Annotated in this window: 19 protein-coding genes and 1 tRNA gene; 3 read left to right on the forward strand and 17 right to left on the reverse strand. The window is 45.2% G+C overall.

The window, feature by feature from the left end; all coding sequences use genetic code 11:
• The first annotated feature begins 18 nt into the window (after positions 1-18).
• Complete coding sequence (locus tag ICV89_RS02580; protein ID WP_215309415.1) at positions 19-603, forward strand: DUF3501 family protein; 585 nt, start codon at positions 19-21, stop codon at positions 601-603.
• 13 nt (positions 604-616) lie between these two features.
• Here ICV89_RS02580 and ICV89_RS02585 read toward each other — a convergent pair whose 3' ends face one another.
• The gene (locus ICV89_RS02585) at positions 617-1,543 is read right to left on the reverse strand and encodes a LysR substrate-binding domain-containing protein (protein WP_215309417.1); all 927 of its coding nucleotides are present in this window, start codon (positions 1,541-1,543) and stop codon (positions 617-619) included.
• A 181-nt stretch (positions 1,544-1,724) separates the two neighbouring features.
• On the opposite strand from ICV89_RS02585, the gene senB reads away from it, so the two are divergent.
• Complete coding sequence (gene senB / locus ICV89_RS02590) at positions 1,725-2,666, forward strand: selenoneine biosynthesis selenosugar synthase SenB (protein WP_256441784.1); 942 nt, start codon at positions 1,725-1,727, stop codon at positions 2,664-2,666.
• Positions 2,667-2,678: 12 nt separating this feature from the next.
• Here the strand turns inward: senB and egtD are convergent, their stop codons facing one another.
• The 8 genes from egtD to ICV89_RS02630 all read right to left on the reverse strand — a co-directional run bounded on the left by egtD (position 2,679) and on the right by ICV89_RS02630 (position 10,810).
• Positions 2,679-3,608 (reverse strand): L-histidine N(alpha)-methyltransferase, encoded by a 930-nt coding sequence (gene egtD / locus ICV89_RS02595; RefSeq protein ID WP_215309419.1) that lies wholly within the window; start codon positions 3,606-3,608, stop codon positions 2,679-2,681.
• A 37-nt stretch (positions 3,609-3,645) separates the two neighbouring features.
• On the reverse strand, positions 3,646-4,452 hold the full coding sequence (phnE, locus tag ICV89_RS02600; protein WP_215309421.1) for a phosphonate ABC transporter, permease protein PhnE: 807 nt from the start codon (positions 4,450-4,452) through the stop codon (positions 3,646-3,648).
• The gene (locus ICV89_RS02605; RefSeq protein WP_215309423.1) at positions 4,449-5,276 is read right to left on the reverse strand and encodes an ABC transporter permease; all 828 of its coding nucleotides are present in this window, start codon (positions 5,274-5,276) and stop codon (positions 4,449-4,451) included. Before ICV89_RS02605 ends, phnE begins: the two co-directional genes overlap by 4 nt.
• Positions 5,276-6,055, reverse strand: a complete 780-nt coding sequence (locus ICV89_RS02610) for a phosphonate ABC transporter ATP-binding protein (RefSeq protein WP_215309424.1) — start codon at positions 6,053-6,055, stop codon at positions 5,276-5,278. Before ICV89_RS02610 ends, ICV89_RS02605 begins: the two co-directional genes overlap by 1 nt.
• Before the next feature lie 4 nt (positions 6,056-6,059).
• Entirely contained in the window at positions 6,060-6,926 is an 867-nt protein-coding gene (locus ICV89_RS02615; RefSeq protein WP_251370932.1) for a putative selenate ABC transporter substrate-binding protein, read from the reverse strand.
• 60 nt (positions 6,927-6,986) lie between these two features.
• Positions 6,987-8,033 (reverse strand): selenide, water dikinase SelD, encoded by a 1,047-nt coding sequence (selD, locus tag ICV89_RS02620; RefSeq protein ID WP_215309428.1) that lies wholly within the window; start codon positions 8,031-8,033, stop codon positions 6,987-6,989.
• Positions 8,034-8,093: 60 nt separating this feature from the next.
• Positions 8,094-9,245: an SUMF1/EgtB/PvdO family nonheme iron enzyme gene (locus ICV89_RS02625; RefSeq protein ID WP_215309436.1), complete on the reverse strand. Its 1,152-nt coding sequence runs from the start codon at positions 9,243-9,245 to the stop codon at positions 8,094-8,096.
• A gap of 137 nt (positions 9,246-9,382) precedes the next feature.
• Positions 9,383-10,810: a glycine betaine ABC transporter substrate-binding protein gene (locus tag ICV89_RS02630; RefSeq protein WP_251370893.1), complete on the reverse strand. Its 1,428-nt coding sequence runs from the start codon at positions 10,808-10,810 to the stop codon at positions 9,383-9,385.
• Positions 10,811-11,053: 243 nt separating this feature from the next.
• Between ICV89_RS02630 and ICV89_RS02635 the strand changes: the two genes are divergently transcribed.
• Positions 11,054-11,479: a PAS domain-containing protein gene (locus ICV89_RS02635; RefSeq protein WP_215309440.1), complete on the forward strand. Its 426-nt coding sequence runs from the start codon at positions 11,054-11,056 to the stop codon at positions 11,477-11,479.
• A gap of 116 nt (positions 11,480-11,595) precedes the next feature.
• Here the strand turns inward: ICV89_RS02635 and ICV89_RS02640 are convergent, their stop codons facing one another.
• The 8 genes from ICV89_RS02640 to tsaE all read right to left on the reverse strand — a co-directional run bounded on the left by ICV89_RS02640 (position 11,596) and on the right by tsaE (position 15,593).
• The gene (locus tag ICV89_RS02640) at positions 11,596-11,823 is read right to left on the reverse strand and encodes a hypothetical protein (RefSeq protein WP_251370894.1); all 228 of its coding nucleotides are present in this window, start codon (positions 11,821-11,823) and stop codon (positions 11,596-11,598) included.
• Positions 11,810-12,139, reverse strand: a complete 330-nt coding sequence (locus tag ICV89_RS02645) for a hypothetical protein (RefSeq protein ID WP_215309442.1) — start codon at positions 12,137-12,139, stop codon at positions 11,810-11,812. The genes ICV89_RS02640 and ICV89_RS02645 overlap by 14 nt, the downstream gene beginning before the upstream one ends.
• The gene (locus tag ICV89_RS02650) at positions 12,117-12,407 is read right to left on the reverse strand and encodes a hypothetical protein (RefSeq protein WP_215309444.1); all 291 of its coding nucleotides are present in this window, start codon (positions 12,405-12,407) and stop codon (positions 12,117-12,119) included. Before ICV89_RS02650 ends, ICV89_RS02645 begins: the two co-directional genes overlap by 23 nt.
• Positions 12,408-12,680: 273 nt before the next feature.
• A complete protein-coding gene (locus tag ICV89_RS02655) occupies positions 12,681-13,274 on the reverse strand; it encodes a Fic family protein (protein WP_215309445.1) in 594 nt (197 codons plus the stop codon).
• On the reverse strand, positions 13,252-13,449 hold the full coding sequence (locus ICV89_RS02660; protein WP_215309448.1) for an antitoxin VbhA family protein: 198 nt from the start codon (positions 13,447-13,449) through the stop codon (positions 13,252-13,254). The genes ICV89_RS02655 and ICV89_RS02660 overlap by 23 nt, the downstream gene beginning before the upstream one ends.
• A gap of 129 nt (positions 13,450-13,578) precedes the next feature.
• Positions 13,579-13,654: transfer RNA gene (locus ICV89_RS02665), tRNA-Lys, on the reverse strand.
• An 86-nt stretch (positions 13,655-13,740) separates the two neighbouring features.
• A complete protein-coding gene (locus tag ICV89_RS02670; protein ID WP_215309450.1) occupies positions 13,741-15,078 on the reverse strand; it encodes an N-acetylmuramoyl-L-alanine amidase in 1,338 nt (445 codons plus the stop codon).
• 5 nt (positions 15,079-15,083) lie between these two features.
• Positions 15,084-15,593 carry a tRNA (adenosine(37)-N6)-threonylcarbamoyltransferase complex ATPase subunit type 1 TsaE gene (tsaE, locus tag ICV89_RS02675; protein WP_215309454.1) on the reverse strand — a complete coding sequence of 170 codons (510 nt, stop codon included), beginning with the start codon at positions 15,591-15,593 and terminating at the stop codon, positions 15,084-15,086.

The following is a 15,593-nucleotide window of genomic DNA, read 5'->3' on the forward strand; positions in this document are numbered from 1 at the left end:
ATAAAGGAAGATAGCAGTATGGGAATCATTACACGCGATAGTCTTTTAAGTCTTGAGACTTACCACAAAGAACGTCCCGTTTTTCGTGAAAAAGCGATTAAAGAACGTCGCCTTCGTACTGTTCATCTTGGAGATCACGTAACACTGATTTTTGAGAATGAGTTTTTAATGCGCTATCAAATTCAAGAGATGCTGCGTGTAGAAAAAACATTTGAAGAGAGCGGTATCGAGGATGAGTTGAACGCGTACAACCCCTTGGTGCCTAGTGGTTCGGATTTCAAGGCCACTATGATGATTGAGTATCCCAATGAAGCAGATCGTAAAGTTGCGCTTGCGAAGTTAGTGGGCATAGAGCACAAGATCTTTATTGAGGTCGAAGGTCAGCCACGTGTCTATGCAATTGCTGACGAAGACTTGGAACGCTCTACTGCCGAGAAAACATCTGCAGTGCATTTCATGCGCTTTGATCTCACAGCGGATATGAAGATGGCTCTAAAGGCTGGCGCTCAGATGATGGTTGGTTGTGATCACAAGGGCTATCCAATGCATGTACAAACTCTCCCTTCAGAAACATTGGCTTCGCTCGTTTCTGATTTGAGTTAAAGCAAGCTAGATCTTAAAGATATTGAACGCCAGGTAGGGCGCATTGACGAATTACTTCGGCTAATTCATTCATTGCAGCAGCGCGTGGAAAGTTTTTCCGCCAGACGAGACAAACTCGTCTGGTAGGAATGGGGTCCTCAAATGGAATATAGCGAATGAGCTGATCAGAAGATACATTATCAAAAGCGGACGTTCTAGGTAGTACTGAAATACCAATGCCACTGGCTACCATCTGTCGAATAGTTTCTAGAGATGAGCCCTCAAAACTACGTTGTTCCCCAATCGTTGTTCCAGAGCCTAAATGATTCAACTCTGGGCAGACACCAAGTACATGGTCTCGAAAACAGTGCCCAGTACCTAGTAACAAAGTATTTTGCTCTTTCAGCTCTCGATGCGGAATTGATGTTCTATTTTCCCAAGGATGACCTTTAGGCACTGCTACTAAAAAAGGTTCATCATACAATTCAATTTGATTGAGTCCAGTGCTTGCGAAGGGATCTGCAATCACTATGCAATCTAAGGCCCCTTGACGTAAGACTTCAAGAAGCCGAACGGTAAAGTTTTCCTCTAAAAATAAAGGAGCATGTGGCAGGCGCTCTCGTGCAACCCGCACTAAGCTGGGCAATAAGTAAGGTGCAATGGTGTAGATCGCACCAAGCCTGAGTGGGCCAGATAGAGGGTCTTGCCCATGCTTTGCTAAGTGCTTTAAGGAATTGGCTTCTTCAAGCACTCTTTGAGCCTGATCCACAATCAGTGAGCCTAGGCTAGTCATTGCAACCTCAGTATTGGTACGCTCAAAGATTTGGGTATTGAGTTCTTCCTCCAGCTTTCTAATGGCTACTGATAGGGTAGGCTGAGATACAAAGCAGGCATCTGCCGCTCTTCCAAAGTGGCGTTCACGTGCAACTGCGACGATATAGCGAAGTTCAGTAAGAGTCATTTACGTCCTAGGGCTAGTAATAGGCATAGCGGAATATGTTTAACTATAGTGTATTTGTAGGCAATTAAATCAGCAGGGATTACCAGCGGGGTATCTTAACTGACATAGTAAATCTCCATTACCATTAGAAATATAAAAAACTGTACTTTTTGATAGGTTCAACATCAAACTCTATATTGAAATCGTAACGCCGGCACCACAAGGGAGTCTGCACGGAAACCGGATCACGGCGCTACGCTGGCAGAATTTCTTGGAGAAACTTGGCTATGCGGTTGTAGTGAGTGAATCCCTGTCAGGTGAAGATCCCGCCATGCTGATAGCGCTGCATGCCTATCGAAGCTATGCATCCATCATGGCGTTTCATACGCAGCACCCTGATCGACCTATTGTCTTGGTTTTGACGGGTACTGATTTGTATCGAGACATGGCAGTCCATGGTGAGGTTCTTCACTCAATGGAGGTGGCAGACCAACTGATTGTCTTGCAGTCCTCAGCCTTAGATTCTATTCCAGCGCATCTACGTCATAAAGCTCGAGTGATTTATCAGTCAGTTCAGCTTGATACCCCCGATGCAGTGAAGAGCACGAGTTTCCTAGTAATAGTGATTGGCCACCTGAGGGAGGAGAAGGATCCTTTTTGTATCGCCCGTAGTCTTCCCTTGATGCCCCTAAATTCTCAGATCAAGGTTTTGCATTTAGGTATGGCTATGAATAAGCAAATGGAGCGTACTGCTAAGGTGTATAGCGAAACTCTAAAGCGTTACCAATGGGTTGGCGAGGTAAGCCATGCCGATACATTAAAGGCACTCTCCCAGAGCCGCCTGATGGTGATTTCCAGTCGGATGGAGGGCGGCGCTCATGTAGTTTCAGAGGCAATAGCATTGGGCGTTCCAGTGATCGCTTCGGACATTCCTGGGAATCGAGGCTTGCTTGGAGATGACTATCTTGGCTACTATCCCGTGGGTGATGAGCTTGAACTTGCAGCCCTACTATATCGCGCTGAAACTATGCCCGATTTTTATTCTGCGCTGAAAAAACAGATTGATACTCGTAAAGATCTGGTGAGCCCTGATCGAGAGATGCAATCTATTCAGGGGTTGATGATGCAGTTGCTTAAGGATTGAATAAAGACTCTATTAGACTTTTGCAAAACAAACTAAAAAGTACTTATTTGGATCGGTCCAGCATTGGATGTCAGCAAACCCAGCGCGACGAAGTTTTTCTACAAAATGTTCCTGGGTGTATTTATAGCTATTTTCGGTATGAATTAAATCACCTACACCAAAAGAAATAATATGATCCTGACTTCCATTGCCCGGCAGAATTACCTGCACATCAGAGCGTGCTCGCAGGTGCATTTCAATACGGGACAGTGAGGCGTTAAAAAATGCATGATGCTCCCAATCCTGAAGCTGAAAATTGCTACCAATGAGTCGATTGACGTTTAGCAAGGCATTTAAATTAAATGCGGCAGTGACTCCCAAGGGGTCGTTGTAGGCAAGGTGCAGGGTTTGTGTATCTTTAACTAGATCGACTCCAATTAAAAGTCCGCCACTCTCGTAGCACTCCTGAGCAAGATTCATAAAAAACTGATCCGCTTTTTCAGGATCAAAGTTACCAATTGAAGAGCCCGGATAGAAAAATACTTTACGAAGTGCTTGAAGATCAGGAAAGGCTAGCGGCAAGCTAAGATCGATGGCATGAGCTGACATCTCAATCTGAGGAAACTGCTTCTGTAGATCGGCAACGGCGGCCTCTACATATTCTTTTGAAATATCAAGCGCTCTATATTGTTTTGGCGCAATACTATCAAAAAGTTGACTTCCTTTGGCACAATTACCGGCGCCCAGATCAATTAAAACATCACAATGAGCTACGGCATCAGCAATCCCACGCTGATAGGTATCCATAATCCATTTCTCTGTTCGAGTTGGATAGTATTCATCAAGAAGCGTAATGACATCAAACAGGTGCGAGCCGATATCATCATAAAAAAACTTTGGCGATATCGATGGTGTATCGGCAGTTAGGCTTTGAAGTAATTCTTCAGTCAATATATGTTTCATTCGCTTGATTATCTATGAGGATGAATGAGCGGGCGCCTTAACCCTGGTTGTGCATCTGAATTCGACGTAGTTTGTTGCTTACAAAGTCTACGAAGATAACCAAGACTAGCATTGCCATGATGACGGTTGATGCCTGTGCCTCTCGCAGTAAGGAGAGTTCGTAGTACAACATCTGTCCCAGTCCACCTGCACCTACAAAGCCCAATATCGTTGCCATGCGGATGTTCATTTCCCAGCGATACAGACTGTATGAAAGTAATTGAGGTGCGATTCCGGGGAGCGTGCCATACAAGAAGCTAGTCACTCTTCCCGAGCCGTTCAGCATCAGAGCATTACTAGAGACTGTAGGATGATTTTCTAAGCTTTCACCAAACAGTCTTCCCAAAACTCCGGTAGTGTGCAGCATTAAAGCTAGGGTTCCTGCAAATGGCCCAAGGCCAACAGCCAGAACCATGAGAGCCGCCCAAACTAATTCCGGGACGGATCGTAAGAAGTTACAAATAAAGCGAGTGATCCCTTTTGCAGGCGGACCAAATCTGCCTGATACTGGCAGTGAAAGTCCGAGACTGAAAATAGCTGCAATGAGGGTTGCTAGAGCGGAAATCGCGAGCGTTTGTAAAACACCATGCCAAATTTTATCTAAAAAATCTGGACTCAAATCTGGTGGAAAAAATCGCCCAATAAACTCTGCAATATTTTTCAATGCTTCAAGTGTGAAGAGATTGGCTGGATTTAGTGCAAGGTAGATAAAGCTAGCAATCGTTAATCCAAATACGATCAAGAGCGTTAACAGGCACTTGAGACAAAATTGACGAGCAGGTTGAATATTTATTGGAGTGCTCATGCCAATTGTTTCCGAATGATCAAGCTGATGTAGTCAGCGAGTAACACAAGCCCCAAGAAAACTACCAGGATAGTTGACACCTCTCCGCCATTGAGCATTTTCATGGACTGATCCATCAATTGACCTAATCCGCCTGCACCCACAAAGCCCATCACCACAGAGGCTCTTACGGCACACTCCCATCGATAAACTGTATAGGATGCAAGCTCTTGCGCTGAACCTGGTAATAAGCCATATAGAAATGCCGCTATTCGATTGCTACCAGACAAAATGAGTGCGCGAGCTGGAAGAGTATTGCCAGACTCCAAAATTTCTGAATAGACTTTAGCGAGCATGCCACCATAAGTAATGGCGATGGCTAAAACACCTGCAATAGCACCTAGGCCGAATACTCTCACCAATAAGAGCGCCCACACAATCTCTGGGATGCCGCGCAACACCAGCATGAGCGAGCGCGCAAGAAGCCGAATAGATTGAGCAAACTGATGGTCAGATGTAGGGCCAATTCTTGAAATCGAGAGGCTATAAGAAATGATGAGGCCAAGCGGTACCGCAATTACCATTGCCAAGGCAATTCCGGCGGTAGCCATGGCTAAAGTTTCTACAGTAGCTTTGATTACGAGCGATAAAAATGTTGCTTCAATATTGGGTGGAAAAAACTGCACTAAAAAATCACCCATGACTTGGATATTATTTGGGTCGATTAAAAGCTTGGGCTCAAATTGGGTAAGCTGTAGCATCGGCCAAAGAATGGCGATGGCAAGCAGTAGACCCATGAAACGATAGGGTGTTGCGGGGTCCCTTGAAATAATGGATGTTTGCATTAGGAGGCAGTACTGCTGGCTTGAATTGGAAGTCCTCCAAGCTCAGATGCATATAACTCTCTTAAGATGTGTTCGCTGACTTCGCTTGAGGGCAGATCAAAAATCATTTGACCATCTCGAATGCCAATAATGCGTGGAAACCATCGTAAGGCAATATCGACTGCATGAAGGCTGGCGACAAGAGTAGCATTGCGCTTTTTTGCCTCTTCAATCAGTACGCCAATCGTCAGATCTGAGAGAACTGGATCCATGGCGGATACTGGCTCATCGGCTAGGATAAGCTGGGGTGCTTGATACATTACTCTGGCAACCCCAACCCGCTGCAGCTGACCGCCCGAAAGACAGTCGCAACGATCAAATAACTTATCAGTTAGATCTAGGCGTTCCAAACACGATTGCGGGCCAGCAATGTCTACTGGGTACACCAATGACAGAATCGATTTCCAGAGCGGCCACTGTCCTAATCGCCCAGCCAGAATGGCAGTGATCACTCTTTGTCTTAGTGGTATCGGGGGCGCCTGATGCACTAAGCCAATCTTAGAGCGTAAGCGCTTGAGAGATGACTTAGAGAGTTTCCAAGGATTCTCTCCAAGTACCACAGCGGTCCCAAGTGAGGGCTTCAGGGCAGTGGCTAAGATATTTAAGAGCGTTGTCTTGCCAGACCCCGATGGGCCAATCACAGCGATGCACTCGCCAGCCTGTGCCACTAATGAAATTTGACTGAGCGCCGGCGTTCCGTTGCTGTGCTCAAAGCTCAGCTGCTGTAAGAAAAGCCCCACGAGACTACTTAATTAATCCAGCAGAGCGAGCTGCTTTTTCGATGTCATCGTAATTCGACGATTTAGTGGTGACATATTTACTGGCACGCTGAAGATCCATGATTTCTTTGTAGTTCGGATTATTAGCATCTAACTTTAAAAATGCGTCGATAATTTTCTTTACTGTTGCTGGGTCAAGATCTCCGCGAACAGTCCAGTTGTAATCAAAGTAGGGTGGCGTTGTGGAGAGTACTTTTGACTTTAGTGCATTGGGATTTTTTGCCTCATTGAGCTTAACCCAAACTGATGCATTGAGCGCGCCAACATCTGCCTTCCCGCTTGCTACGAAGGCGACAGTCGCATCATGCGCACCTGAAAAAGCAATGTTTTTAAAGTCTTTGTCTGGATTTATGCCGGCTTGCATCAGGAAATAGCGTGGCATGAGGTGTCCGGATGTTGAGGACGGTGAGCCAAATGCCATGGTCTTACCCTTGAGTTCGCTTAATGACTTTAATGAGCTATCAGCTGGAACAATGAAAACACTGGTGAATTTCTCATCTTCCACTCGTTGAATAATTGGGTTAGCTGTGCCATTTGTTCTAATTTTGGTTTGAACGTAAGTAAAGCCACCCAACCAAGCCATATCAATCTTTTTGGTCGCCAAGGCCTCCACAACTGCCGCGTAGTCAGTCACCGGCGTGAACTCCACTTTCATGCCAGTTTCTTTTGAAAGATACTCGCCTAGAGGTTTGAATTTGCGTTGCAACTCTGTTGGCGATTCATCTGGAATTGCGGATATCCGCAACACCTCTTGTGCTAGGGCGGGAGTGCTTACGCTAGCAGCAATGCCAAAAGCAAGTAATGCTCCAAGGAGGTGCTTCAGTGTATCCATTTTGATTGATTTCATAAAATATCTTTCTATATAGGTAATCACAAATTGCGGGGTACAGATTTAGTTAACAGACAAGCCTGTGCCAGCTACAAACTGTCCGATTTTCTGAGCGCTAGCAAAGCCGCCCAAATTAAGTATTGAGAGCACTTCAGCCTCTTGCTCTGGTGCGCAAGAAATCAGCAGGCCACCACTAGTTTGGGGGTCCGTAAGAACATTTTGTTGCCAGAGCCCCAGATTGCTTGCGAGTTGAATTTCATTGCCATAGCCAGCCCAATTGCGAGTAGAGGCACCGGTAAAAATATCTACCTTAACGTGCTCAATTGCTTCCTGCACAACCGGAATAGCATCCCAGTGGACCTGTGCCATTAAATGAGATCCTCTCGCCATCTCTAGCAAATGCCCTGCCAAGCCAAAGCCCGTAACATCGGTTAAGGCATGTACGCCATCTAGCTGGGAGAGTGCAACACCAGGCTTGTTCAGCTTTGTGGTGAGAGCAATCATCTCTTTATAGCCTGCATCAGAGAGAACTTCTTTCTTGAGTGCTGCAGAAAGAATGCCTACACCCAACGGCTTGCTGAGGATGATGCTATCTCCCGCTTGAGCACCACTGTTACGTTTCAATTTTTTTGGGTCAACGATTCCAATGGCAACGAGGCCATAAATTGGCTCAACAGTATCAATCGAGTGACCACCGGCAATCATAATGCCGGCATCATTACAAACCGATTCGCCACCAGCAGTCACTTGCTGGATAACTTCTAAAGGCAATACTTGAATTGGCATACCCAATAGTGCCAGTGCGAAAAGAGGTTGAGCACCCATGGCGTAAATATCTGAAATAGCATTAGTGGCAGCAATGCGACCAAACTCAAATGGATCGTCCACGATTGGCATAAAGAAATCCGTCGTCGCAACGATCGCCTGATTTTCATTAATTTGATAAACGGCAGCGTCTTCGTTGTTATCAGAACCTGCTAATAAGGCAGCAGGTAAATTGCGCATCGGTGAAGCCTTGAGGATGTCACTTAAGACACCAGGTGCAATCTTGCAGCCACAGCCTCCACCATGAGATAAAGAGGTAAGGCGACCGTTATAGGGGGTAGTCATAAAGTATTGCCAATTCAAATTAAAAGTAGTGGTTACCGCAACATCAAGAGCTTACTCAATTTAGAGTAAACACGTACGAAAGCCGCAAAAATGATCACTTCTATGAGCTTGATAAAAGTTACGAAATGCCACTCTTTTTAGGCGATCGGGGGTAAATAGACTACCACCCTTGAGCACCTGATAGCTGCCATCGAACCAGGGCTGTGAATAGTCGATATAGGGATCGGCGGTAAATCCAGGGAAGGGGGTAAAAGTGCTGCTAGTCCACTCCCATAAATTAGAGGATTGCCAGACTCCCTGCTTTTGTGACATTAGTAGACTAAGTTCATGTTCGTTAGGCAAACGCACTTGATGATATTCACAAAAACGCTGAGCATCTAGGTAGCTGATGTGGCGTAGAGCGGATGCGCTACTTAAGGGCAGCCATTCATTAAAAATTCGCTCTAGCCAAATATCTCCCTCCTTTTTCCAGTGAGAGGGTGGCGCTACAGGCATGGACTGGCCAAGATTGCTTGGTGATTGCAGAAACTCTAGGTATTCGCCATTGGTGACGGGCGTGCTTGCAATATCAAATGCAGGGAGATCATTAGAGTGTGCCCACTTTTCATTATCAAAGATAAAGCCGGAGCCCTGCTCAGAACCAGCTTGCATCGTTGATTTTGGAAAATGAATCCAGTCTCGCGCTTTAGCCTCAAACTTACTCGTACTAGTGAAGGGAGTAAAGGGTATAGAGCGCCCCATGGTCTGCCACATATAGGCAAATGCCTCATTGTGCATATCCTGATGCAAGATCGCTAGCTGGATAAAGTAAGCAGCTTTATTGTCGATTGGTGTGCGTAGCAAATCTTGAGTACTGCTAACGACGCTGTAGTTGTATTCCAGTAGATTATCTAGAGATGGCATTGGAGTGGACCAACGATCTTGATGTGCCATCTCTGAAGAATTAAATAAGTAGTCAGCGTTCTTCATGAATGATGGCTTACTCTCTTGGCCATCGCGATGAACCCAGAATTCATGAAACCAAGTTAGGTGACCCAATTCCCACAGCGGGGGATTCAGAATATTGAGCTGAGGAACTATCTGATCCGCTGCCGAAATATGGCTCAGAATTTGACGGGTGATACGGTTGCTTTCCTCTAGCCACTGTGCCAAGGTTGACGCAGGTGGATGCGGAGCATAAAGAAGATAGTCCTGGCTTAAAGATTCAGACATACAGTATTTTGGGAAAAATCTTCTGTTGAGTTGAGTGATTGCAGTATAGAAGACCACCAATAAGACTTCAGTTTGTCAGCTAAGGGAACTATTTGCAGACTCCTTTTCTGCAATTTGTTCCCTTGCCTAGGTAAATATTAGATATTTTTTGATCTACGTTTCGGCGTCAGAATGATTTGAGCAAGCAGAGCCAGCATGGCGGCTGGTATAGCTCCAGCAAGCATGAGTGCGTGGTCGTTTACGGCCAGCCCAGCTACTATGCGATCACCAAATCCACCAGCACCTACCAGCGCCGCTAGGGTGCAAGTACCAACTCCAATTACCGTTGCCGATGCTAAACCCGTCATGATGACGGGCCGAGCAAATGGAAGCTCGATCGAAATGAGCAATTGCCATTCATTGCAACCAAGGGCCAGCGCTGCTTCTTTTAGATTCGATGGAACTTCTATTAAGCTGATGTGGGTCGCATTCACAATGGGCAGTAGGCCATATAAAAATAAGGCTAAAACCGCTGGCACAGCCCCTATTTGATCTAGTAGAGCAATCAATATCGTCAGCAGTGCAAGTGAAGGGATGGTCTGCAAAATACCGGTAGCACCTAAAATCCAAGCCGCATATCGGGGTCGTCGGTATGCCAGAATGCCTAAAGGGATTCCGACGAGCAGGGCCATGGTTGAGGAGATCGCTACCAGCAGAACATGATCACGTAGGGCGGTAAAAAAATCTGGACCAAGGAGTAACTTAAAAAACCTAGAGAGCTGTGTAGGGCTTTGTTGATCATTTGTGCTTGTCTTTAAAAATACATTCACCACTTTTTCAAAACTCATGCCTGACTCAGCTAGTCCATTGAGCTTGGCCATAGTGGCTTCATCTAATTTTCCCTCTAAGCTTTGTAAGGATTTTTCATCAAAATCAGAGCGCATTAACAGAGCGGCATCGTAGCGTGGAAATGCCTTCCTATCATCTTCCAATAGAACCAGATCTTTTTGGGCAATCGCTGCATCAGTGGAGTAGGCGTCCACAATATCGGTATCGCCTCGTGCCAAAGCATCGTAGGCTAAGCCATGCTCTAACACTTTCGTTGGCTGTATTGTTAAAGCATAATTTTTAACAAGTGCTGACCACCCGTCAGCCCGCGTCTTAAATTCTGGCGATAACGCAATCCGCAGAGTGGTTTGCTGTTTAGTGCTGAGGTTTTCGATATCACTAATACGTTTGAGGCCTAAAGCTTTTGCTTGCTCTGCCCTCATGGCAAGTGCATAGGTGTTATTAAACCCAAGGGGTATTGCTACTTTTAAGCCCTTAGGTTTAAGCCAAACATTGAGCTCACTTAGTGATGCTTGTGTTTCTGGGCGTTTTAGGATTTCTCTCAGAATGGTGCCGGTATATTCTGGGTAAACATCAATCTGCCCCGTTGTAAGTGCTTGAGTGACAATTGCAGTATTACCAAGACCCTGTCGATGAATGGCCTGTACGCCAGCAGCACGTAATGTTTGATTGACCAACTCCCCAAGCACATAGCTTTCTGTAAAACGCTTTGAGCCAACTACAGTACTTTTTTCCATAGGCTGCGCCATGATGGAAAAGCTGATAGCCACCCCAATACATAAGCTGAGCTTCGTCCACAAAGGAAAAATAGATTTACTGAAATACAAGTGAGATTGACCTTGTTAAGAACGCAAGATCCCATCATAAAAGCCTTTGGCTAATTTTGCCTGGCTAGCTAGCTAGTTTTTAGTTATGCCGCTTAAGGGTAGCATTTACTGTTACATTGGTATTGGTACAACTTAATGGTAAAGACTATTTATATGTCGGTCACTTTGGATTTCAAAACGCTCGTCACACAACTGGGTGAGGCAGTCATTATTTCTGACCGAGATGAAAATATCTTGTTTTGGAATGCCTCAGCAGAGCGTATTTTCGGATTTACTCCAGAGGAGGCTTTGGGTAAAACGCTCAGCATCATCACGCCTGAGCGCTTTAGAGAACGTCACTCGAAAGGCTACTTTCACACCATTCAAACTGGACAAACGAAGTATGGACATACTTTACTGAGGGTTCCTGCAGTCCATAAAGATGGACACTCTATTTCAATTGCATTCTCGGTAAGTATGTTGTTTGATGAGCAAAAGCAAGCTATTGCAATAGCAGCAATCATTCGCGATGAGACTGAGCGGTTTCAGGAGGAGCGCCAATTAAAAGCAAAGTTAGCAGCTTATGAGAGCAGTGACTGAGTTGCCAGCCTAAAGAAAAAGCCCCTGAACTTTCATTCAAGGGCTTCGTATTACTGGTGGGTCGGGCGAGATTGACTTCGTCGAAACTGCGTTTTCGAACTCGCGACCAACGGTGTTTAGGCCGTAAGTTGACGCTGTTTGATGAGTTCTGCAGCAGAGATCCGAACTATCTTACCGTCAACAGTGGTTACGATAGCCGTATTAGTTTGGATTGCCAAGTCTATTGCTGCTTGGCCTGCTCGTTGCATAGCGTAGGATCCAGCAATATCAGGATCTGATGAATTACGAATGTCTTTGCTTGGAGTCAACACAAAAGATTTTTTTATGGGATTATTTTTTTCCATACGCTGCATCATGATCCGGTTGAATTAATAAGACGCGTAGAAAATGATCCTCTCTAAAGCCAATTCCTCGAATTGATTTACTGACTCTGAAGGAGTATAGGGCATCAATTCCATTGGGCGCTGGAATGCTCTGGATCTTTTCCCATTTCAAACCCTTATCACGGTAGACCTGGTTCCAGGTTAGTTGGGTAATTTTTTCAAAAGTAGCAAAAGCTTTTTCTTGCTCCGTTAACTCTAGTTTTTCCCAGGCTGATTGAAAAATAGGGCTATTGAGGTCTAGCTCTACTAAAGGCTCAGGCTTTGCGTTTCGAACCATTCGTTTTTGCCATTTTTAGTTTAGAAAGATTGGTAGCTTTTGCAGGCGTCTTTTGTGCCCAGGCTAGGGCGGTAGCTAAATCTTTTTTAACAGTAGGCTTGTGCATCCACTTTTCATTATCTGGAATAACGGTGGCGGTACGAATCACCCAAACTCCTGGTTCAGGGTTTTCAACTAGCACTTGGCGGCCGGCATGCTCCTTGCCAAGTGAAATTTGTCCACTGGATCCAATGGATTTAATAACTTGATGATCTATTACTGCGCCCATGGCATTCTCCCGTATTCATGCTGCATTAATGCATTATAGCATGATAATTCTGAAAATTATACTTATCTGGAGTAATGTAATAGCATATTCTGGCTTGAAGTATGGTCTTAGCTTGATTATGCAAAAGAAAAAGCCCTTGAACTTTAATTCAAGGGCTTTGTGTTTCTGGTGGGTCGGGCGAGATTGACTTCGTCGAAAATGCGTTTTCGAACTCGCGACCAACGGGCTTAAAGAGGTTTAATTGGCTCAAACAGGTCGGTAAATTTCTCAAATCTATTCATTGCTCTCCAGGTGCTCTAGGATGAGATTGGCAAGAATGGATTCATCGCCATTAAAGGCTAGTTCCATTGCTAGATAAATTTGCTCTTGCTCCAGGTCGGAGTAGTCGAGTTGATAGCCGGTTGATTGACTAAGTTGGGAGATGAATATGCGTTGTACGCGACCATTTCCCTCTCGAAAAGGGTGAAGGGCGTTTATCTCTGATAAGTAGTGAGCTAGTCGTTTTGATAGGGAGTTTGAATCTAGCCCCTTAAGCCAGTTTTCACGAGCTAGTTTGTTAAAGATGTCGTTTGCCGCAGATTCAATAAAGCGCACATTAGCAAAATGACTATTGCCACGGCTAATATCTACTGTGCGAATCTTCCCGGCCCAGTCGTATACATCCTGAAAGAGGGCTAAGTGAATGCGCTGAAGATGAATAAGGTCAAATTGACCTGCTATGGGACTCTCTAGAATCTCAATTGACCGCAAAGTCGATAGCTCACCTTCGTAGGCGTCTAAATCTTGTGTGTTAGTTATTTCTGCTTTATTTCGAAGTACGTCTGTACCTGGGTAGCAGTAAGTGTCATCCGCGTCGTAGCGTGACATAACGTTGTTTGGTTTCTTCCAATATTTGCGCAATACTCTTTTTGCCAGCAACGTAATCAGTTAGGTTTTGTTCTAATTGCTTAGTTGGAATAATGCCCTCAATCCGAGCAGAAGCTACAGCATTAGAAACGTTGTATTGGCGGGCTTGAGATTGGGTGGCAAACTTAGTTGGCATAGTACTATTTTAGTGGATTTGGAGCTGTTTTTCTAGTTAAAAAAAGGCCTAAAATAAGGTTTAAAGAGCTATTTTTGAAGGATATCGCAGTCAATAAAAAAGCCCCGCAAAAGCGAGGCTTAGTAATATTGGTGGGTCGGGCGAGATTCGAACTCGCGACCAACGGATTAAAAGTCCGCTGCTCTACCGACTGAGCTACCGACCCAGTAAAAAGAAGATTATAGCAAGAAGTTTATGGGCGCCCTTGGGTCAGTAGGCCTCTGCCTTCAAGCCCTTGTACTTACAAGAGCGCTATGCATTTGCGCGTCTGGCAACAGGTGGATTTTTAGAGAAATAGTCCTTAATTCCCCTCATAATCGCTTCAGCAATTCGATCTTGATAAGCATCATCATTGAGGCGCGCCTCTTCCTGTGGATTACTAATAAAGGCAGTCTCTACCAAGATAGATGGAATATCCGGGGCCCTTAGAACAGCAAAGCTGGCTTGTTCAACTTTTGGTTTATGTAGTGGGGCAAATCCACTGATTTGTTTGAGGATTGAAGTGCCCACTTGAAGTGAGTCTTTGATCTGGGCAGTGGTAGACATATCCAGCAACAGATTAGCCACCTGCTTATCTTGTGTTTTGATGTTGATGCCACCAATGAGATCGGATGCATTTTCTTTATTAGCCATCCAACGAGCTGTTGTGCTGCTGGCACCCATTTGAGATAGGGCAAAGACCGAGGCACCTTTTGCTCTCGGTTCGATAAAGGCATCTGCATGAATAGAGACAAATAGATCGGCCTCTACCCGACGTGCTTTTTGAACTCTGGTGTGGAGCGGCACAAAGTAATCGCCATCTCGAGTGAGAAATGGACGCATATAAGGATCGCTCTCAATTTTGTCGCGTAAGCGTTTAGCAATCGAGAGCACTACATGTTTTTCTTTGGAACCCATGGTGCCAATAGCCCCTGGATCCTCTCCACCATGGCCTGCATCAATTGCAATGGTGATAAGGCGCTTATGTTTAGTTTTTACTGCGGACTCTTTTACGTCTGGGATCGCTTGGGCCACTGGCGCCCTCGGAGCCTCTTTCTCTTTTTTAGTTGCGAACTGCGCAATCAAGTCAATTTCTTCATTGGCTTTTTCTAGAGCACTTTCTTTACGTGCGCTACTTTTAACTAACTCCATTAGCGGATCGGGCGGAATGGCTGGGTAGAGATCTAGCACCATACGATATTGGTATTCCGCAATGGGCTCTAGCGTAAAGAGTTGAGGTTTAACAGGCTCTTTTAGGTCAAAGACCAAGCGAACCATGCCTGGTTGAAATTGCCCCACTCGGATTTGTGAAACGTAAGGGTCATTGGGTTTGACTTTAGCTACTAAATCTTTCAGGGTGGAGTTGAGTTCCATACCTTGAACATCAACTACCAAGCGATCGGGGTTGGTAAGTAGTTGTTGGGTAATCGGTAATGCTTTATCAGACTCGAGTGTGATGCGTGTGTAATCTTCTGCAGGCCAAATGCGTACCCCCAAGATCTTGGCTCCCCAAGCAATCTCTGTCTCACTGAAGAAGAGAATAAAGCCCAGCATCTTTACTGAACTTTTGAGATGCTTTCTTCTGGAGAAATTAATGGGCAGCTTACTCATTTCTATTAGATGCACATCTTCTCGAAAATAATCATTCCCTGATTTGAGTTTGCTTGGAAGGTAATATTTCTTTCATTTTCATCTGTACCAGCTATCAGATGAATTTCAACATCAAACGTAGGCAGCGTCCCTTCAGCTTTTTCTGGCCACTCTACTAAACAGAATCCAGGCTCGTCAAAATGTTCTGCAAAGCCGGCCTCTTGCCACTCCAAAGGATCTCGCATGCGATAAAGATCAAAGTGGTTCATCGCTAGAGTCTTGCCATGGATGATGAGCGGGTAGGGTTCACATAAGGTGTAGGTTGGGCTCTTCACCCGGCCCTCATACCCTAGGCCTTGTATGAGATGGCGAGCAAAGGTGGTCTTGCCAGCTCCAAGATCACCCTCTAGGGAGATATTGAGGTGAACGCTTGGATCGGCTTGAAAAAGATGGTCAAGACTCGAGGCAAGCTTTTGCGCTAAGGTAGCTGTATCCGCTTCTTGCCTACAATGATGAGTAAATGAATTCTGAGCCAT

Source organism: Polynucleobacter sp. Adler-ghost, assembly GCF_018688495.1.
Lineage (GTDB): Bacteria > Pseudomonadota > Gammaproteobacteria > Burkholderiales > Burkholderiaceae > Polynucleobacter.